Raw genomic sequence first — 18466 nt, 5'->3', positions numbered from 1 at the left:
CTCCCGAAAGGCACGACCATGCATTTCACCTCCGAACAGCACTTCGACGGGGATTTCGTCGAACGTCAATTCCGCCTCGGCGATACTCCGGGCATTCTTTGGACTCCGTCCTCCGCATCTGAAACCGAGCCGGTTCCGATCATTCTCATGGGTCAGCCCGGCGGCATCGGCATGGAGCGGATGTACCCGCGACTGATGGCACGCGCCCGCAGCGCCGCGGCACTCGGGTTCGCATCCGCTTGCCTCGAGATGCCCGGTTCGGGTGAGCGTCCACGCCTCCCCGGCATGGATCAGGCACGCAATCGGCTGCGTTCTGCGATCCTCGCCGACGAATCACCCTCCGCTGATGTCATCGACGAGCTCATCTTGCCGCTCGTCGAGCAGGCAGTTCCCGAATGGCAGTCGCTGCTCGACGAACTCCTGCGCCTTCCCGGTCTTGCCGACCGTGTCGGCTTCTCCGGCGGAGTGATTGCGATCGCTGTCCGGCTGGCTGCGATCGATTCCAGGATCGCGGCAGCCGGGCTCTTCGCCGGCAGCTTCATTCCCCAGTCGACCATGGAAGAAGCCCGGCGCGTGACCATTCCGCTGCACGTCCTCCTGCAGTGGGATGACGAAGGCAACGACCGTGCGGCCGCCCTCGAACTCTTCGATGCTTTCGCTTCAACCGAGAAGACGCTCTACGCCAATATGGGCGGACACACAGGAGTCCCGGAATTCGCCGGCGAGGATGCCGCCCGGTTCTTCGCCCGCCACCTGAAACGAGCTGACCGCTGCGGCGGGGGCCCTGGGGACGAGGAGATACTCCATCGGCCCCGCCGCGTCAGGCCCAGTCCTTTTTCGCCGACGTCTCGCCGACTCCAGCGTTGAAGACGTTGTGCGGGTCGAGGTTCTTGAAGTGCGCTTCCATCTCCGGCGGCACAGGGTAGAGCCGGCCGTAGTTGTGCTCGGCGGGCACGGCCGCACCGCGGGCCTCGAGCAGCTCCGTCATCTGCTGCTTCAGCGCCACTGTGTCGACGCCTTTCTTCGCCACGTGGTCCTGGTGGAAGACGTGGCAGAAGAAGTGTCCGTAGTAGGAGCTGATGTGCAGCTGGTCGGCGATCTCGTCGGGCAGCACCTCGAGCCAGTCCTCATCATCGCGGCGCAGGGCCACGTCGAAGGTGATCATGTCCGAGGAGTCCTCACGGTTGAGGTTGAAGTACCGGGTCGCCGCACTCGCGGCACCGAAACGATGCAGCATCGCGGACTGAGCCTCATCGGCACTGCACACGAAATAGTCACCCTGGTGGGCCGCCTCGGCGAAGAAGTCATCGAGGAACGCACCCATCCGATTCTTCTCCTCGGCGCTGACGACGAGGAGAAGATGATGCTCGAAGCGGTCGCGATACTCGAGCATCCGCTTGGGCAGCTGCTGCGGGAGCAGGCCGAACGCGTTCTGCGCGATCGTGTCGGCGACGGTCTCGCCGAAGAACGGCAGCTTCGCGAACACGCCGTTGGCCCAGTTCTTCAGCGCGAACAGCTTGATCTGCTCGCGGCTGCCGGCGTGCTTGACCGAGACGAACGTGTCTTTGCCGTACTTCTCGGCGAGGTCGAACGAGGGTCGGCCCATGTATTCGCCCGAGATCGGCAGCGGCATCTCCGAGGTCAGTATCGCCCGTCGCAGATCTTCGAGTTCGGCCGGGGAATTCGTGCCGACGTAGAACGTGGTCGCTCCCTCTTCCTTCGGGAAGGTACGGGTGCGCACGGCGAAGACCATGAGTTTTCCGGCCGAACCGGAGGCCTCGTACAGGTAGTCGGAGTTCGAATTGAATCGAGCCGGTGAGTCGACGATCCTGCGGACCTGCTCGCCGTATTCGGTCTCCGTCGTGTCCTCCGGGGCGGGCGTGACCCCGGCGGGGTCCCAATCTCCGCGCTGGAGTTTGTCGAGGATGTGGGCGGGGTCGTCGCCGAGCTCCACGCCGAGGTGGTTGACCAGTTCGAGTCGCCCCGCCTCGTTGACGCGGGCGAAGATCGCGTGTTTCGTGAACGCCGGACCTTTGCGGATCTGGGAGCCGCCGGAGTTGTTGGCGATGCCGCCGATGACGGAGGCGCCGATCGAGGACGAGCCGATGACCGAGTGGGGTTCGCGGTGGAACGGGGCGAGCGCCTCGTCGAGTTCGTACAGTGTGGACCCGGCCAGGCAGATCGCCTCGCGGGCGTCGTTGATGAGATAGATCTCGTTGATCCGCAGGGTCGAGATGATGACGATCGGACGGTCGTAGTCCTGCGCGCCGGGACCGGAGCCGCCGGTCAGGCCGGTGTTGGCCGACTGCGGTATGACGATGAGGTCGTTGTCGACGCAGACCTGCAGGGCCCGCCACATGTCGACGAGGCTGCCGGGTCGCAGCACGGCCAGCACATTGCCGCCGCCGAAGCGGTTGCCCTTGGCGTACGGTGCGGTCGCCCGCGCGGAGGTGAGGACGTGGCGCGGCCCCATGATGTCGATGAACGCGTTGACGGCTGGGGACTGGTGACGTGTCTTGCCGGGCATATAGTCGATCCCTATCGGTAGGCGACGGTTGTTCTCATGGCAGGTGTCTCGGTTCGCACCCCGCACCCCCTTTTAGAACTACCCGACGGCGGCCCAGATACCTGGCGCCAGGTTGCTGGGCCGCCGTCGGGTAGCAATTAGGGGTGTTTGGTGGATATGGCGACTGCTGTGAGGCAGGCCAGGCAGATGACGGCCACGGCGGCCAGAGACACCGTGTACGACAGCACGGGCAGCAGGGCGGCGAGCACCGTGGGCAGTAGGAACCCGGAGTACGCCAGCGAATAGTAGACGCCGGTGATGCCGGCGAACTCCTGCGGTGAGGCGATGGCCTGGACGATGATGAGCCCGGAGACCACACAGATGCCGTAAGCGACACCGAGCACGATCGCCACGATGAACGCAAGGATCGGGTCCGCCAGAAGTGCGGCCACCGCCCCGAGCCCCATCCCCACGGTCATCAGCCCGAGTCCGACGACGAGCGCCCGCCCGCCGGTCAGCCGGTTGATCCACGGCACGATGTTCTGCACCAGCGCACCGGCTCCGAGCGTGACGACGGTGAGCACCGTGGCGTACAGCGTCGTCCACTCCCCCAGCTCGCCCTGCACGGTCGCCGGCATCACGGCATAGGCGACCCCGGCGGCACCGAACACCCAGGGCGCAGCCGGCACGATCAGTCGCAGGATCGTCCGATGTGCGACGAGCGGAACACGCAGACCGTGCCACCAATGGCCTGCTGCCCGGTGGTCGCGAGGCATCGATTCCGGCGCGAAGATCACCAGGATCAGGGCGGCGAGGTTGAGCACTCCGTGCACGGCGTAGGGCACGACTTCGGGCACCGGTCCCCATTGGGCCAGGCATCCGGTGACCGCCGCGCCCATGGCAAACCCCAAGGTCAGCGTCAGTGAAGGACGCCGGGCACCGGCGGTGATTCCGGCCTGGTGATCGAACGGCGGTGCCGAGAGCTCCTTGATCCAGCTCGTGCCCACCGACATCGCCACCCCGACGCCGATTCCCGCGAGCACCCGGCCCAGGCAGAGCAGCCAGAACAGATCGAAACCGAGCCCGAGGCCGAGGCTGCCGGCGATCGCGGCGAGCGATCCGGCGATGAGGACCGGTTTGCGTCCGTGCCGATCCGACAGCGCCGAGGCGACCAACAATCCCGGAATGAGTCCGCCCACGTACATCCCCAGCAGCAGGTTCGCCTGCCAGATGGCGTATCCGCCGTCCTCCTCATACATGTGCACGAGCGGGGTGAAATGATTGCCGCCCCATGCGAGCAGGAACAACGCCGGGGCCACCATCAGCCACGCCCGTGCCCGCCGTGGCCGTTCCGGCCCACGATCGGGAGCCACCTCGCCGAGGCGGGACCGGGCCGGGTTCGGAACCGGCGTTTCGATGTCCGTGGCGGGGGCCGCCTCGGTGTGGGTATTCCTATTCCCGGTGGGCACTGCCTCGGCGGCGGTATCGGTCGTGGAGGTCGAGAGGTAAGCGGTCATGGTCCTCCTCAGCGGGACTGCGGGAAGTGGGAGCCTTCGATGTGGTCGCGGCCGAGGCGGGCGAAGCCTTCTGCGTCGCCCGCCTCGGCGCGGTCGGTGAGCGTTTCGTGCTCGGTCAGGAGCGTGTCGAGGGTGTGCGGCGCGTCGATGGCGACCTGGAAGGTCAGGCGGGCCAGGCGCGGGCCCATGGTCGTGAGCATCTCGGTGACGATGGCGTTGTCGCCGCTGCGGATGAGGCGGGCGTGGAAGGCATAGTCGGCGCTGGCGAAGCCGAGCGGATCGCCCGCGTCAAGGGCCTTCCTCTGCTCGCCGAGCAGGGTGCGCAGATCGGCGGCCAGAGCGGTGAGGTCGCCGCCGTCGGCCAGTGTCTCCACGGCGTCGATCTCGAACATCGAGCGCACGGCGAGCAGGTCGCGGCGCTCCTTGCCCGTCACGGTGGTCACGAGCGCGCCCTTCTTGGGGACGAGGCGGACGAGGCGCCAACGCTCGAGCTGGAGCATCGCCTCCCGGGCGGGGGTGCGACTGGCGTTGTGCGCAGCGGCGAGGTCGGTCTCGATGAGGAGTTCGCCGGGTTCATGTCGGCCTTCGATGATCTCCCGGGCGGTCGCCGCGGCCATCCGAACGGCGATCGGAGCGGAGTCGTCGATGCGCTGCCAGGGCAGAGTCAGCAAATCATTCACGAGCCCACGATAACAGATGCATACATTGATGCATGCATCTGATCTCGCTTATGTAAACAGCTGAAAACTGCTACATTCATTGACGGCCCTTTCCGGCCACCAGCACCGCATCGACGAAACGACACGCGAAGACCCACGTCACAGGGAACTTCTGACACGGCACGATCGAGCATTCAACCGCCGAACGTCAGGAGACTTCATGACCTCATCCGTCAATGCCCGCCCGCGATCTGCCGAAGGGTCCGTCGGCCAAGCCGCCTCGTCGAAGCCCTGCGGCACCGGGTGGATGATCGCCGTCGCTGCGGCCGCGGCTTTCCTCGCCACCTTCAACGAGACCTTCCTCAACGTCGCGTTCACACCGATCATGGCCGACCTCGGCGTCGATGTCGCCACCGTGCAGTGGCTGACCACGGCCTACCTCCTCGTCGCGGCGATCTTCGTGCCGATCGCCAACGTCCTCTACCACCGGATCCCGACCCGGGCGCTGTTCGTGTCCGTCACCGCGATCATGGTCTTAGGGTCCGTCGTCGGTGCCCTGGCCCCGAGCTTTGCGGTCCTCCTCATCGGCCGTCTCCTCCAGGCCATCGGCACCGGACTGCTCACCCCGATCGGCATGAATATCACTCTGGCCGCCTCCCCGCGGGAGAAGCTTGGGATGAACATGGGCATCATGGCCGCGATGACGACTCTCGGGCCGTCGCTGGCCATCGTCGCCTCGGGGATGCTGCTGACCATCGCCCCGTGGACGACTCTGATGTGGGTCTTCGGCGCACTCTGCCTCGTCGTCCTTCTGGCCGGCGGGGTCTTCCTGCGCACTGTCGCCGAGCTCGGGCGCCCGAGGTTCGACGCTCTGTCTTTCCTGCTGGTCGCGGTCGCCCTTGTTGGCATCCTCTACGGAGTCACCGCAGCCTTCGGCGGTTCGGCGCTCGTCGCCGGCAGTGCCGGAGTTGCCGGTCTGCTTGCGCTTTGGGGTTTCATCGCCCGGCAGCGTCGCATTGAGCACCCGCTGCTCGATCTGCGTCCTTTCGCCAGCCGCCCCTTCGTCCTCGGCGTGGTCATGACGATGCTCGGACTCGTGTTCGTCTTCGCCATGAACGTCGTCATTCCCCTGTTCCTGCAATCGGCGAAAGACCTGGCTCCGATGGGCGCCTCTCTGGCGTTGGCCCCGGGCATTCTGCTCACCGTGGTTCTCGGCCCGGTGGCCGGGCGACTCTTCGACCGACACGGCGGACGCTGGTCGATCCCGCTCGGTTTCCTCGTCATGGCTGTCTTCGTCACTCTCGTCGGAGTCGCCGCCGGGTTTGATTCCGTACTCGTCTTCGCGCTGCTGTACATTCCGGCGGTGCTGGCCACGGCGTTCGTCATCGGCCCGGCCCAGACCTTTGCGCTGTCCAGCCTTGATCGTGAGACGAGCCCGCACGGCGTCACCGTGGTCTCGACGAGCTTCCAGATCGCCGGCTGCGTCGGCACCTCTCTGGCAGCCGGCATCTATGGCGCCCTCAGCGGTGCGGGGGCCGCGGCCGGTCGCGGTGAGGCGGACTTCCCTGCTGCTGGGCTTCCACGGTGCTGTCGGACTCGTCGTGGCCACCTCGGTGATCGGCATCATCTTGGCATTCCTCGCCAACCGTTCGGTGCGCACCGCCCGCGCCAGCGCCTGACCCCAATTACTACCTGACGGCGGCCCAGCAACCTCGCGCTGGAGTGGTCCCCAATAGTTGGACTGCTGTGGGGTCAGCATGAAGCAGTTGCCGGCTGTTCGGCTGTGGCGGTCTTGGTCCGATATTCCATCGGGGCAAGGCCGCCTAGTCGCATCGAGATCCTCTCAAAGTTATACCAATGAATGTACTCATCGATCGCTTTCTTCAGGTCCTCGATCGAGTCGAATTTCTGCAGATAGAACATCTCGGACTTCAACTGCCCGAAGAAATTCTCCGCCATCGCGTTATCCCAGCAGTTTCCCTTCCGCGACATCGACGGTGTGGCACCGTGTTTGGCCAGGATCGCCGCCCACGACACGTGCTGGTACTGAAACCCCTGGTCCGTGTGCACCAACGGTTTCTGTCCCGGCCGCAGCCCCTGACACGCATTCGTCAGTGACTCGTTCGTCAATGCCGTGTTTGGTGACATCGACATCGAGTACGACACCACACTGGTATCGAAGAGATCAATGATCGGCGACAGGTACAGTTTCTGATCCGCCACAGGAAATTCCGTGACGTCAGAAACCCATTTCTCATTCGGTTCATCTGCGGTGAATTCCCGGTTGAGGACGTTACCGGCAACGCGGCCGATCGTGCCGCGGTGGGAGTTGTACCGCTTCCTGCGCACCTTGGTCTTGATGCCCATGTCCTGCATCAACCGCAGCACAGTCTTCTTCGCGATCGTGATGCCTTCTTTGACCAAGACTGCCCAAATCTTGCGGTGTCCATAGCATTCGCGACTGCCGGTGAAGATCTCCCGGATCCGGCCTCTCACCTGCACATACGGGTCAGGCTTCTGACCGAAGCGTTTCTGGTGATAGAAGAACGTCGACCGGGCCAAACCCGCAATTTGCAGCAACACGGGCAGGGGGTAGTTCGCCTTGAGACTGGCAACAATGCGTGCTTTTACAGCTGCCCGTTCTGCCTCAAGGCCTTCAGTTTTTTTAAGTACGCGTTCTCCGCTTCGGCCCGCAGCAGTCGGTCTTGTAACTGGCGGTACTCGGCCAGGCTGATGTCCTCGACACGAGCCTTCTTCGTCAACACGTCCGGCTTCGCCGGGACCTGTTCAGCATCCGGGTCCTGCCCGTTGTCCATCGCCCGCATCCGAGCTGTCTTCCCCTTACCCGATGCTTTGCGGGGGGTGAAGGCGTCCTCGCCTTTGTTCCGGTACTCCTTGGCCCAGTCCAGGATGGGACGTGACGAGGCTAGACCGAGTTCCTTGGCGAGTTCGACTTTGTGTTCGCCGTTTAGGTACCGTTTCGCGGTCGCGATCTTCGTCTCTTTGGGGATGCGGCGGCGTTGATACGGTTCCATGACCGATATTGTTCCACGCACTAACCATCGGTCGTGGAGGAGTTTGAGCGTGGGTTTATGGACGTCGAGCTTGGTCGCTGTCGCGGCGTAACCCAGGCCTTGGCTAAAGAGTTCGATCGCGGCATGAGCTTGATCGTTCGTGATCAGACAGTCCTGACGCATGGAGTGGTCCCTTCAAGTTGGTTTGTGTTGATCACAGTCCAACTTTCGGGGACCACTCCACGCGAGGTTGCTGGGCCGCCGTCAGGTAGTAATTATCGGGAGGGCACTTGGCCGGTGGTCAGCAGGTGGGTGAGTACGTCGGTGACGGTGGCGACCGCGTGGCTGCCGTCGGCCCTCTCCACCAAGGCCAGCTGCACGCTGTCCTCCCGCATCGCCTCGAACGCCCGCACCACGGTCATCGATCCGTCCACGACGGTGACGGGTCGGGCCGCCTCGATGATGGGAGCATCCTCGGCGAGTCCGAGGACATCCCTGACATGCACCACATGACTCAGCGGGCCGCCAGCCTCGGTGCGCACGAGGATGCGACGGTGACGGTCGTGGCGCGACGCCTCGCGCACCTCCCCTGCAGTCGCTGCCGGACCGACGGCTGTCGGCTCCGGGCGACCGGCCACGAGCTCGTCAAGTGTGAGCCGGGTGAGGTCGAGGGCTCCGAGCAGAGCCTCCGAGGACTCCTTCTCCAAGGTTCCCGCCTGCGCCGAATGCTGCAGCAGCTGCCTCAGGTCCTCGGGCGTGTGCGCCTGATCGACCTCGTCGACGGGTTCGACCTTGACCAGGCGGAGGCACGCGTTCGCAGCGTTGTTGAGCACATGCAGCAGCGGGCGAGTGAGGAACATGAACGCCCGCATCGGCAATGCGAGCATGATCGCCGAGCGTTCCGGATGCGCCACCGCCCACGACTTCGGCGCCATCTCGCCGACGACGAGGTGAAGGAAGGTGACGATGATGAGGGCGAGGACGAAGCCGACGATGTCGGCGATCCACAGCGGCAGGCCCAGCGCCTCGGCGACCGGGGTGATCCAGTGATGGACGGCCGGTTTCGTGATCGCCCCGAGCGCCAGGGTGCAGGCCGTGATGCCCAGCTGCGACCCCGCCAGCAGCACCGACAGTTCGGTCGAGCTGCGCAGGGCGGCTCGGGCCGATCGGCTGTCCGCGGCCGCGTCTTCGAGACGGTGCCGTTTGGCGGCGATGAGCGCGAATTCGACGGCGACGAAGAACGCGCTGAGGCCGATGATGGCGATCGTGATCGCGGCGATGACCCAGGGATTGCTCATCGTGCCACCTCGATTCCGATCCGCAGCCGCGCGGGCACATGCGTGGCCACCTCGATGACGTGGATGACGAGGCGCTCGGTCTCCGGGGTGTCGTCTCCGCCGAGGTCGGCGGGGTCGATCGGCAGTTCGATCGAGACCCGGTCGCCCACCTCGGGGAATCCGCGGAGGTGTTCGATGACGAGTCCCGACAAGGTCTGAGCCGAGGTGGTCGGCAGTTCTCGTTGGAGGACGCGGGCCACCTCGTCGAGGGGGATGATCCCGGGCGCCGTCCAGGTGCCGTCGCCGGTCTCGATGAGTTCTTCGACGATGTGGTCGTGTTCGTCGGCGATGTCGCCGACGAGTTCCTCGCCGAGGTCCTCCATCGTCACGATTCCGGCGAAGCCGCCGTATTCGTCGACGACGCAGGCCATCTGCTCCCGCCGTTCGAGGAGCGTGGCCACCGCGTCCGGCAACGGGAGGGATTCCGGAACGAAGACCGGGTCGCGCAGGAGGGAACGGACCCCGGTCGCGGTGACGGTGTCGGTGGTGCCCGGTGCCGCCGCGGCGACGTTTTCGGTGGTGCCCGACCCCGCCTCGGCGAGGACGTCGAGGAGGTCGATCGTACCGATCACCTGATCATCGGCGTCGAGCACGGGGTAGCGGGAGTGGCCGCGGCTCATCAGTTCGCGCACCTCGTCCAGGGGCGTGTCGATGTCGATGACGTCGACGCGGGAGCGCGGCACTGTGGCGTGGGCGACGCTCTGCTGCGGGAAGTCGAGGATGCGGTCGAGGATGAGCGAATCGTCGTCGACGATCTCGCCGCCCTCCCGGGATTCGGCGACGATGTGCTTGAGGTCGCGCCGGGTGGCGGAGTGGTCGACGTCGTGGACCGGTTCGATGCCGAGGACGCGCAGCAGGGCGTTCGAGGCTTTGTCGAAGATCGTGATGAGCCAGCCGAAGACGGCGAGATAGATCGAGGTCGAACGGGCGAGCCACGTGGCGAGCGCCTCGGGGCGGGCGATGGCCAGGTTCTTCGGGAACAGTTCGCCGAAGAGCATCTGGATGAGCGTCGAGACGAGCAGGGCGAGGACGGTGCCGATGAGCACGCCTGTGCCGGCAGGGATCGGGGTGCCTCCCAGTGCCTCACCGACGGCGGTGCCGATGAGCGGTTCGGCGACGTAGCCGACGAGCAGTCCTGTGACGGTGATGCCCAGCTGCGCGCCGGAGAGCATGAAGGAGGTGCGGCGGGTGATGGACAGGGCCCGGTCCGCGGCTCGATCACCGGAGGCCGAACGTGCGGCCAGACGAGATCGGTCGACGGCCATGTACGCGAATTCCTGCGCCACGAAGTAGCCGGTGGCCACGGTGATGAGGAGGACGACGAGGAGCCCGATGAGGAGCGAGAGCAGCCAGGTCAACGGCGACCACCTGTTCGCGTGCGCTGTGCCCGATCGATATGGGCGTGCGAAGCGTCTGTGCGCGCAATATGAAGTTGGTCAGAGGTGCTGAAAGTGATGTCCCAGCCGGGACTTCGATAGTCGTCCATGGTCCTTCCGAAAGTGATCAAGTGGGCGGCTGGAATCAATTATCCAGGCATCAGCTGGCAAGAGGCTGTGGACGGCGGCGGCAGGGCCCGGACCTGCCGCGCGCCCTCCATTTCAGCTCACGCAGTCGCGGCCTCATCTCGACGATGGATGGCCAGATCGGTCCGACCGGGGAGGATGGTGTCCTTCAGGGCACGCGTGCCCGCGTACTCGCCGTCACTGAGCCGTCGGTACGGCTTTGTCTGCTCCGAATCGAGCGCGCGAAGTCGACCGGTCAGCCGGTCCTTCTCCTCCTGAACCCGCTCCGGGCTGAGGACGTCGGCGTCGTGGATGACGTGCAGGTCGAACGTGTCGATTCCGACGTACCACAGTGCCCCGTGGGTGAGAGGAAACAGCAGGGATTCGACGTCTCCGCTGATGCCGCGATGCCCGATCGACCGCTCGTCTTCGCCGGCAGTCACGACTACCAGGGCACGACGCCCTGAGAGTCCGCCGTCGCCGTACCGACGCGGAACACCGAGGCGGGGGTCGAGATCGCCGAACGCGAAACCTGCTGTCAGAACTCGGTCCAACCATCCCTTGAGGATCGCCGGTGGCCCGTACCACCACAGCGGAAACTGGACGACCAGCAATTCCGCCGCGGCCAGCTTCTCTTGCTCAGCGGTGACATCGGGCGGCAGCGAACCGGCGCTGAAGGCCTCGGCGTTGAGCTCGACGGTGCTTCCTGATCGACTGTTTCCTGACCCGTCACTCCCCGACAGGCTGCTCCCGCCGAGGTCTCGGTGTGAGAGTCGCGGGTCGAAGTCCTGGGAATACAGGTCCGAGGTCGCGACTCGGTACTGTTCGCCGAGGGCACGCACGCCCTCGGTGAAGAGCTGACCGTTCAATGAATCTGGTCTCGGGTGCGCGTGGACCCACAGTGCGCTGCCCGGCACCGGTGGATGGTTGATCGTCATGTGTCCTTCTCCTTGTCGATGTCTGCGGTCTCTTGTTCAATACCTGCGGTCGGCGCCGCCACAGCCGTCACGACTCGCGTGAGAACCCGGCAGGCGTCGGCGGCTCGGATCTGTCGTTCGGTCACTGCTCGGCCAAGACCATCGCCAGCACCGACGATCGCCCACAGCGAAGCCTCGCCGAGGGTGCCCGCAAAGGGGGTCAGCGCCTCACGGCACCTGATGAGGTACTCCTCCACCGTCCGCCGTCGGATGGCGTCCAGCTCGGGCGAACCGGACAGTGCCGCGATCACGTCTGACAGCTCCCGCCCTTCGATGACGTAGCAGTCGATATAGGCAGCGGCAACGACCTCCGCGACGTCCGAGAGCGTCGGCGATACATCGTCCAGAGCCTCATCGAGAGTCTCCAGGCGACGCTTCTCGAAGGCCAGGTACAGCTCGACGAAGACCCTCGATCTGTCACCGAAGTGGTCATAGGCCACGGGCTTGGTGACTCCGGCCGCCTCAGCCAGACGCGCCAGAGTGAAGCTCTCAGTCCCCTGGGACCGGATCATCTCCCGTGCGACATCAAGCAGCTGCTCATGACGGTTTTCCCTGTTCAGCCGCTTCCGTTCTGGCGCGGCTCGCTCTGCTGCCATGCCCTCCACCTCTAATCTACTATTAGTAGGTTACTCCAAGTAGCTTAGGTTTGTCAGTTCGCTTCTTGGCGGCACCGAGAGTCCGAGGTCGTCACCGCGCTCATCACCGTTCGAACGGGTCGTCCGAGCGCATCCCCCAGCTGAAGCCGCGCTCGTAGAGCACCGCGGCATCATGGTCCAAGCGCGCCGAGGCGGTCTGGTCACCGGCGATCGCCATCCGACTCGACCCGCTCAGGGTATAGGTCACCGACTGCCTCAGAGCCGGTTCGTTCGCATACGCCACCGCTGTCTGTCCCGGCTGCCGCAAGGGTTTGAGCTCGAGGTCGAGCGTGTCGTAGTGGCGTGCATAGGTTCCCGTGAGCAGAGTGCCGTCCGCCTGTCGGACCTGGACCTTGGCACGCCCATCGGTGAGTCGATCACCCAGCGCGATCGTCTGCCACCTCTGGTCGTCGGCGCCTTCCTCTTGCGAGTCCGATGTCTCGATCGTCCAGACTCCCGCCGGTGCGGAAGAATCGGTCGAATGCGTCGGTTGCGTTGCGACAATCGCCGCGCTGAACAGAAGCAGGACGAGCCAACCGGCGATCGGTGCGACGATTCCTGCCATCTTGTTCGCTCTCTCCCCGCGGAAGAGACGAGGGCGACGCGGCGCCTGGAGACCACCGGAGCCGACGATCGCAGACACCGTCCTCAGCCCCCAAGGGGCGATGACGATGAGGGCCAGCACCAGCATGAAAATGGAGAGCTGTTTGCCCGGCATGTCGTAGCCGAGGTTGAGCACGAAGATGAACGACATCGATGCAAAGGTCACCAGTCCCCCGAACAGAGCGGTGCGCCGCCAGATCAGCGCCGCGGCCGCACCTACCTCGGCGACTCCGGCAAGCACCTGAAACAGCGGAGAGAATCCGACCATGCGCGACAGCAGTCCCATCGGGCTCATCTCGCCCAAGGTGATGAGAGATTCTCCGATGTCCGGTGCCCCGAACTGTCCGAGCCCGAGTTTGATCACGCCGTTGTAGATCAGCAGCGCGGCAAGCACGAACCTCACGGCGCCATGCAGCCACCACAGCAGCAGGCGTCTACGCGCTGGCGAGTCTGCCTTTCTGTCCTCACGGCGGGGTGCCGAGGCAATTCCCTTAAACATTGACCGTCTCCTCTTCCTCATTCTCCGGGCAGTCACGAGCAGCTGTGGTCTTGCGCTCGAATCCTGCCGGCAGCGATCATTGAGATGCTAAAGTCGGCCGTAACGGCATAGTCAAGGCCGTTCTTCGAAAAGAGTGGGCAGATGAGTTGGAGCACGCAGGAACTCGCTGATCTGGCAGGGACGACGCTGAGAACAGTTCGGCATTACCACGACATCGGCTTGTTGCCTGTGCCGCCCCGAGGAGCGAACGGCTACAAGTCCTACGGGGTCGCGCATCTGACGCTGCTGCTGCGGATCAGACGCCTCGTCGATCTCGGCGCTCCACTTTCGGAGATCCGCGAGATGGACCTCGCCGGAGGCGGACTCGGCGACGCCGACGCCTATGTTGACAAGCTGCGCGAATTGGCCGACGAGACCTCATCCGCGATCAGACGCCTGCAGACCATCAACGCCCAGATCGCCCAAGAACTCTCGGCGCTCACGAACAAGGACAGCGACTCCTCCGAGCCGCTGTCATCAGCCGACGAAGACTTCCTGACAGTGGCGTCACGACTCGTCTCAGAAGAATCAATGGCAGCCTGGAATCAGGTGCGCACGAAGACAGCGGATCATGCAGCTCTCCAGGAGTTCGGCCAGCTGACAGAGGAGATGGATCTCGCGGACGTCCGCCATCTGCCCGAGCGACTCGCCGCTGCGGTTCGCCATCTGCAAGCCGATATCCCTGAGCTCAGCGCGCCCCGATTCGCCTCCAAGCGGGGCCGGAGCTTCGGCCGGCAGGCGTTTCATGTCGCGCTCGCTGAGCTCTACAACTCGACCCAGCTCGAAGTCCTCGCGCGCACAGGGTCAATCCTGCGCGAGCATCCTGCAGACCACGGGTAGGCAAGGTCGAAGCCTTGGGTCTCCTCGCCCGCCCCCTCACACCACCTCGGGCACCTTCCGCACCGCGCCCCTGTCCGCGGACTGTTCGAACGCGGCGTAGGCGCGCAGCGCGGTCGAGACGCTGCGCTCGCGTTGCCGGGGACGATAGGTGCCGTGCGCCTCGAGACGGTCCCGCCGCCGCGTGAGCTCCTCGTCCGAGACCTCGAGACTGATCGACCTATTCGGGATGCCGATGGCGATGATGTCGCCGGCGCCGACGATCGCAGTCAGGCCGCCCACACCCAGATCGCCTCCGAAAGGTGCCAGCACCTCACGGCACCTGGCGAGGTATTCGTCCACCGTTCGGCGGAGGATGCTGTCGAGCTCTGACGAAGCGGACAGGGCGTGAATGACGTCGGAGAGTTCTCGCCCCTCAACCACGTGGCAGTCGATATATGCCGCAGCAGCGACGGCCGCGACGTCCGCGCGCACGGGCGCCACATCGTCGAGTGCCGCGTCGAGGGTCTCGTGCCGCCAGTGTTCGAAAGCCCGATACAACTCGAAGAAGACTCCAGACCTGTCCCCGAAGTGGTCATAGGCGACGGATTTGGTCACGCCCGCCACTTCGCCCGACCGGCCACGAATCAATCGTGACACCGTTGGTTTGCACCTAAAGTATGCAGAGCACGAGTCCACCCTTCCTGGCCTAGAGGCTGACACGTCGCGGTCACTAATTTGGGATCATGACAACACAGCACAGCGCACACACCGGCGCCCAACAACTCCACACGACACCCTCTCGCCGAAAACTCGTCAACCTGTTTCGGCAACGTCCCTTGACGAGTTTCTTCGTTCTCGCCAATCTGCTCAGTTGGGTGACCTGGACCCCGTACATCCTGTCGCTCAACGGTGTGGGAGCATGGGGCTTCCGGTTCCCGGAGATCTTGGGAACCAGCCAACTGCTGGGCGTGCTGCCCGGAGCCTACATCGGCCCGATCGGATCCGCTTTCCTGCTCACTGCCGTCATTGACGGACGTCAGGGGCTGAAGGCCTGGATGGGGCGCCTGCTTCGATGGAGGGCCGCTCCTATCTGGTACCTCATCGCCGTGCTGGCAGTTCCGGCAGGCATGGTGCTGACAGGCTTGGCATTCTCAGCCGGAAACATCATCGCACCGTCGGTCGCCGTCCTGGCTGCCTACCTGCCCATGCTCGCCTTCCAGTTCATCACCACCGGCCTCGCCGAAGAACCGGGTTGGCGCGATTTCGCCCTTCACCGACTTCAAAAGGTCCACTCCCCACTTAAGTCCGCCTTCATCCTCGGTCCCCTCTGGACCGTGTGGCACCTGCCCCTCTTCCTCACCGAATGGGGCGGCTACCCTGATGCCTCGTGGGTCCGCCTTGCGGCCTTCTCCGTCTTCTGCTGCTCCTTCAATATCGTCATGTCGTGGGTATTCAATCGCACCGGAGAGAGCCTCCCGCTGTCCATGCTCATGCACGTAAGCGCCAACAACTTCGCTTCTGTCATGTGGTCGGAGATCTTCCCCACTCTCGAAGGCGACGGCGATCTGATGTGGACCGCCATGGCGATGGGCTCCACTGTCGCCGCCATACTCATCGTCGTGACAACAAAAGGCCGACTGGGATACCATCCTGTAGAAAACGCCCCTGGTCAGGACCTCAGATGATGTTCGCTGAGCACGGCGGCGCCCGACAGCACGATCGCGATTGAGGCTGCCATGCCCAGAGACAGCATCTCCACAGTGCGAGCGAACCCGACCGTGCCGTTGGCGACTGGTTGCGCGGCTCTGGCGTTTCTGGCGATCACCGCCGGACTCTTCGCCCATGACCCGACAATGCTCGATGAACCGATGACAACGTCATCATGGCTCCTCACCGCAGCAACGCTCCTCCTCCAAGCCGGCGCGCTTGCGGGGAGGGACCGCTGGCCGTTTCGCTCCATGCTCATCGTCTCTGCACTCCCCCTGGCACTGGCAGCGCTCGCACCGAATTCTGCGTTCACTGTCACGATCATTCCGGTCACGGCCTCCGTATTCCTCGCCGGTCTGCACTTCACACTCACTCGAACGATCCGCTGGTCGATCGCCGTCGTCACGTGCGTCGCTCTGGGACAGCTGATCAACCGTCTTGGACTCGGTGACGACGAGGTCCTTCAGACGGTGGTCACCGCTCTTGCTCAGGCACTGGTGGTCGTGATCGGCCCCCTCCTCCCCGCCTGTGTCCTCTCCTCCCATCGAGCGGCCACCTCGGCCCAGCGTGAGATGCTGAACGCGCTCGCCCGAGAGCGAGAGGCACAGATCAGCGAGGCCATCGCCCACGAGCGATCGACAATGGCACGTGAACTCCACGACATTGCGGCACATCATCTCTCGGGGATCTCACTGATGGCCGCGAGCATTGCCCGGCAGTGCGAGAGTCATCCCGAGGCGGCAAAGGACGGTGCGCTCGAAATCCGACAGCAGAGCCGCGCGGTCCTCCACGATCTGCGCCAACTCGTTGGACTGCTGCGTGAGGATGACGATCAGCAGATCAAGACCTTGGCCAGCATCGAACGCCTCGTCGACACCGCCAACCGGAATGGGAGGCGTGTCGACCTCACCGTCCTTCCCGACGGCGAACGCGATCCCGGACGACTCTTGAGTCCGCTCGCGCAGCTGGCCGGATATCGCATGGTTCAGGAATCCCTGACCAACGTCGGGCGACATGCGCCGGGTGCCGACTCCACAGTCATCGTCGATGCCGGCGATTCCGATGCCCTTCATCTCACCGTCCGCAACACATCACCGACGCAGAGGCACGATTCCGGCGCCGGGGGCAGCGGCCTCGGGATCCTCGGCATGAGCGAACGCGCGGCGCTGGTCGGGGGTTCACTCGATTTCGGCCCCACCGACGACAATGGGTGGGTCACACACATGAGAATCCCCTTCGATCCTGACAGAGGAAACCGATGATCCGCACACTGATCGCCGATGACCAACCGCTCGCCCGCGGCGGGCTGGCCGCACTACTCGGGGCCGAAGATGACATCGAGGTCGTGGGAACGGCTGCCGACGGCGACCAAGCACTCGACCTTGCCCTCGAACTGCGTCCAGATGTCGCCTGCCTCGATATCCGAATGCCGGGTCTGGACGGCATCGAGGTCGCGGCTCGAATATCGGCACCGCAGCTCGATGACCCGATCCCCGTCCTCATACTCACGACATTCGACATCGACGACTATGTCTTCCGTGCTCTCGAGGTCGGCGTCTCCGGATTTCTTCTCAAGGACTCCGAACCCGAGGAGATCCTCAGCGCTCTGCGCAGTGTAGCGGAGGGCTACGGGACAATCGATCGGAAACTGACGCGGAGGATCGTCAGCGAATACACCCAGCGCCGCCAACTGCAGCCTGTCGTTGCCTCTCGCGCCCTTTCGGCCGTCACGACCCGTGAACGTGAGATTCTCATGTTATTGGCGCAGGGAATGACTAACAGTGAGATCGCGGACCAACTGGTGATCGAGGTGGCAACGGTCAAATCTCATCTCGCTCGGATGCTGCCGAAGCTGGGAGTTCGTTCCCGCCTCCAGGCCGTCGTCTGGGCGTACCAGAATCACCTCGTCACCGTGCAGGACGCCTAGCGTCTCGGACGCAGACTGAGACCGCAGAGGAAAGTGGGTCCGAGATGGGACTAGGTGTTGCTGGCCATGAAGTTGTTGCGTGAATCGCAGTTGATCTGTGTATGGGTGAAGGCCTCCGGTTGCGAGAGTGGAGCTGTCTAGAAACCACTCACGCAACACAGGAAGCGGCTCGTTCACGAAGCTCGAGCGGGTATTTCTTTTGGAGCATGACAGGGAAGTCCTTTCCGTGGCTTCACTGTCTCCATTGTTCCCGGGGCGATTCAGTCTAGACCAAGTCGGCCGCTTCCCTGATCAGCTCCGACAGGTTCTCCGGGAAGTACCGGATCGGTGCGTCCTCGAGATCGTCGGCGCTCCACCAGCGCCATGTGGTCATGGCCGTTCGCTCGAGCGCGGTCCAGTTCGAGTCGCTCAGATCCGTCACATCCGTCCGTGCGGCGAAGAAATGCTCGACCTGGTGCTGAGGTTCTCCGTGGTTGAGGAAGTCGAATTCACGACGATGGAACGGGCCGACCAGATCGATGCCGGACAGACCTGTCTCCTCTTCCAGCTCGCGTTCCGCGGTCTCCTGCAGGGTTTCGCTGGCTTCGCTGCCACCGCCGGCGGTGAACCAGAAGCGGATGCTGTCCTGAGCATCGGCGAGGTCGCGCCCTTCGAAGAGCAGGACGCGAGAATCGGAATCGAGCAGGACGATGCGGACGGCGACTCGTGTGGGGTTGGGCATGTCG

At 64.4% G+C, this 18466-nt stretch carries 18 protein-coding genes; 6 read left to right on the top strand and 12 right to left on the bottom strand.

What is annotated here, in order from left to right; all coding sequences use genetic code 11:
• Positions 1-18 precede the first annotated feature (18 nt).
• Complete coding sequence (locus ACVZTU_RS02715) at positions 19-867, top strand: dienelactone hydrolase family protein (protein WP_482401323.1); 849 nt, start codon at positions 19-21, stop codon at positions 865-867.
• Here ACVZTU_RS02715 and dld read toward each other — a convergent pair.
• From dld to ACVZTU_RS02700, 3 genes are all read right to left on the bottom strand, one after another.
• Positions 821-2527 carry a D-lactate dehydrogenase gene (dld, locus tag ACVZTU_RS02710; RefSeq protein WP_482401322.1) on the bottom strand — a complete coding sequence of 569 codons (1707 nt, stop codon included), beginning with the start codon at positions 2525-2527 and terminating at the stop codon, positions 821-823. The two genes, ACVZTU_RS02715 and dld, sit on opposite strands and share 47 nt — an antisense overlap.
• Positions 2528-2664: 137 nt before the next feature.
• A complete protein-coding gene (locus ACVZTU_RS02705) occupies positions 2665-4023 on the bottom strand; it encodes an MFS transporter (RefSeq protein ID WP_482401321.1) in 1359 nt (452 codons plus the stop codon).
• Between the two features lie 8 nt (positions 4024-4031).
• The gene (locus ACVZTU_RS02700; RefSeq protein ID WP_482401320.1) at positions 4032-4703 is read right to left on the bottom strand and encodes a GntR family transcriptional regulator; all 672 of its coding nucleotides are present in this window, start codon (positions 4701-4703) and stop codon (positions 4032-4034) included.
• Between the two features lie 199 nt (positions 4704-4902).
• On the opposite strand from ACVZTU_RS02700, the gene ACVZTU_RS02695 reads away from it, so the two are divergent.
• A complete protein-coding gene (locus tag ACVZTU_RS02695) occupies positions 4903-6378 on the top strand; it encodes an MFS transporter (protein ID WP_482401319.1) in 1476 nt (491 codons plus the stop codon).
• 56 nt (positions 6379-6434) lie between these two features.
• Here ACVZTU_RS02695 and ACVZTU_RS02690 read toward each other — a convergent pair whose 3' ends face one another.
• The 7 genes from ACVZTU_RS02690 to ACVZTU_RS02660 form a co-directional block, all read right to left on the bottom strand.
• Positions 6435-7301, bottom strand: a complete 867-nt coding sequence (locus ACVZTU_RS02690; protein ID WP_482401739.1) for an IS3 family transposase — start codon at positions 7299-7301, stop codon at positions 6435-6437.
• An 8-nt stretch (positions 7302-7309) separates the two neighbouring features.
• On the bottom strand, positions 7310-7717 hold the full coding sequence (locus ACVZTU_RS02685; protein ID WP_482400705.1) for a helix-turn-helix domain-containing protein: 408 nt from the start codon (positions 7715-7717) through the stop codon (positions 7310-7312).
• Positions 7718-7971: 254 nt separating this feature from the next.
• Positions 7972-8994: a CNNM domain-containing protein gene (locus tag ACVZTU_RS02680; protein ID WP_482401318.1), complete on the bottom strand. Its 1023-nt coding sequence runs from the start codon at positions 8992-8994 to the stop codon at positions 7972-7974.
• Complete coding sequence (locus tag ACVZTU_RS02675) at positions 8991-10391, bottom strand: hemolysin family protein (protein ID WP_139470434.1); 1401 nt, start codon at positions 10389-10391, stop codon at positions 8991-8993. The genes ACVZTU_RS02680 and ACVZTU_RS02675 overlap by 4 nt, the downstream gene beginning before the upstream one ends.
• Positions 10392-10636: 245 nt before the next feature.
• On the bottom strand, positions 10637-11473 hold the full coding sequence (locus ACVZTU_RS02670) for an NAD(P)H-dependent oxidoreductase (RefSeq protein ID WP_139470435.1): 837 nt from the start codon (positions 11471-11473) through the stop codon (positions 10637-10639).
• Positions 11470-12108, bottom strand: a complete 639-nt coding sequence (locus ACVZTU_RS02665; protein WP_139470436.1) for a TetR/AcrR family transcriptional regulator — start codon at positions 12106-12108, stop codon at positions 11470-11472. The genes ACVZTU_RS02670 and ACVZTU_RS02665 overlap by 4 nt, the downstream gene beginning before the upstream one ends.
• A gap of 103 nt (positions 12109-12211) precedes the next feature.
• Positions 12212-13249: a hypothetical protein gene (locus ACVZTU_RS02660; RefSeq protein WP_139470437.1), complete on the bottom strand. Its 1038-nt coding sequence runs from the start codon at positions 13247-13249 to the stop codon at positions 12212-12214.
• A 141-nt stretch (positions 13250-13390) separates the two neighbouring features.
• Between ACVZTU_RS02660 and ACVZTU_RS02655 the strand changes: the two genes are divergently transcribed.
• Positions 13391-14128, top strand: coding sequence for a MerR family transcriptional regulator (locus ACVZTU_RS02655; RefSeq protein ID WP_139470438.1), 738 nt, complete (start codon positions 13391-13393; stop codon positions 14126-14128).
• A gap of 36 nt (positions 14129-14164) precedes the next feature.
• On the opposite strand, the gene ACVZTU_RS02650 is transcribed toward ACVZTU_RS02655, so the two are convergent.
• A complete protein-coding gene (locus tag ACVZTU_RS02650; RefSeq protein ID WP_180345704.1) occupies positions 14165-14722 on the bottom strand; it encodes a dihydroxy-acid dehydratase domain-containing protein in 558 nt (185 codons plus the stop codon).
• A 128-nt stretch (positions 14723-14850) separates the two neighbouring features.
• Here ACVZTU_RS02650 and ACVZTU_RS02645 point away from each other — a divergent pair, with 128 nt between their 5' ends.
• From ACVZTU_RS02645 to ACVZTU_RS02635, 3 genes are read left to right on the top strand one after another with little or no spacing between them, the layout of a single operon-like run.
• Positions 14851-15792: a CPBP family intramembrane glutamic endopeptidase gene (locus tag ACVZTU_RS02645; protein WP_139470440.1), complete on the top strand. Its 942-nt coding sequence runs from the start codon at positions 14851-14853 to the stop codon at positions 15790-15792.
• A gap of 51 nt (positions 15793-15843) precedes the next feature.
• Positions 15844-17076, top strand: a complete 1233-nt coding sequence (locus ACVZTU_RS02640; RefSeq protein WP_139470441.1) for a sensor histidine kinase — start codon at positions 15844-15846, stop codon at positions 17074-17076.
• Positions 17073-17741 (top strand): response regulator, encoded by a 669-nt coding sequence (locus tag ACVZTU_RS02635; protein ID WP_139470442.1) that lies wholly within the window; start codon positions 17073-17075, stop codon positions 17739-17741. The genes ACVZTU_RS02640 and ACVZTU_RS02635 overlap by 4 nt, the downstream gene beginning before the upstream one ends.
• Before the next feature lie 265 nt (positions 17742-18006).
• On the opposite strand, the gene ACVZTU_RS02630 is transcribed toward ACVZTU_RS02635, so the two are convergent.
• A complete protein-coding gene (locus tag ACVZTU_RS02630) occupies positions 18007-18462 on the bottom strand; it encodes an NUDIX hydrolase (RefSeq protein WP_139470443.1) in 456 nt (151 codons plus the stop codon).
• Positions 18463-18466 lie beyond the last annotated feature (4 nt).

This window comes from Brevibacterium sp. OS20, assembly GCF_056837565.1.
The sequence above is the reverse complement of the archived record's forward strand: the minus strand, read 5'-3'. Positions and strand labels throughout refer to the sequence as shown.

What these genes read in the sequence shown, in the direction of transcription:
- ACVZTU_RS02715 (WP_482401323.1), top strand. Translation starts at nt 19, where the DNA reads ATGCATTTCACCTCCGAACAGCACTTCGACGGGGATTTCGTCGAACGT.
- dld (WP_482401322.1), bottom strand. Translation starts at nt 2,527, where the DNA reads ATGCCCGGCAAGACACGTCACCAGTCCCCAGCCGTCAACGCGTTCATC.
- ACVZTU_RS02705 (WP_482401321.1), bottom strand. Translation starts at nt 4,023, where the DNA reads ATGACCGCTTACCTCTCGACCTCCACGACCGATACCGCCGCCGAGGCA.
- ACVZTU_RS02695 (WP_482401319.1), top strand. Translation starts at nt 4,903, where the DNA reads ATGACCTCATCCGTCAATGCCCGCCCGCGATCTGCCGAAGGGTCCGTC.
- ACVZTU_RS02685 (WP_482400705.1), bottom strand. Translation starts at nt 7,717, where the DNA reads ATGGAACCGTATCAACGCCGCCGCATCCCCAAAGAGACGAAGATCGCG.
- ACVZTU_RS02680 (WP_482401318.1), bottom strand. Translation starts at nt 8,994, where the DNA reads ATGAGCAATCCCTGGGTCATCGCCGCGATCACGATCGCCATCATCGGC.
- ACVZTU_RS02670 (WP_139470435.1), bottom strand. Translation starts at nt 11,473, where the DNA reads ATGACGATCAACCATCCACCGGTGCCGGGCAGCGCACTGTGGGTCCAC.
- ACVZTU_RS02665 (WP_139470436.1), bottom strand. Translation starts at nt 12,108, where the DNA reads ATGGCAGCAGAGCGAGCCGCGCCAGAACGGAAGCGGCTGAACAGGGAA.
- ACVZTU_RS02660 (WP_139470437.1), bottom strand. Translation starts at nt 13,249, where the DNA reads ATGTTTAAGGGAATTGCCTCGGCACCCCGCCGTGAGGACAGAAAGGCA.
- ACVZTU_RS02655 (WP_139470438.1), top strand. Translation starts at nt 13,391, where the DNA reads ATGAGTTGGAGCACGCAGGAACTCGCTGATCTGGCAGGGACGACGCTG.
- ACVZTU_RS02645 (WP_139470440.1), top strand. Translation starts at nt 14,851, where the DNA reads ATGACAACACAGCACAGCGCACACACCGGCGCCCAACAACTCCACACG.
- ACVZTU_RS02640 (WP_139470441.1), top strand. Translation starts at nt 15,844, where the DNA reads ATGCCCAGAGACAGCATCTCCACAGTGCGAGCGAACCCGACCGTGCCG.
- ACVZTU_RS02635 (WP_139470442.1), top strand. Translation starts at nt 17,073, where the DNA reads ATGATCCGCACACTGATCGCCGATGACCAACCGCTCGCCCGCGGCGGG.
- ACVZTU_RS02630 (WP_139470443.1), bottom strand. Translation starts at nt 18,462, where the DNA reads ATGCCCAACCCCACACGAGTCGCCGTCCGCATCGTCCTGCTCGATTCC.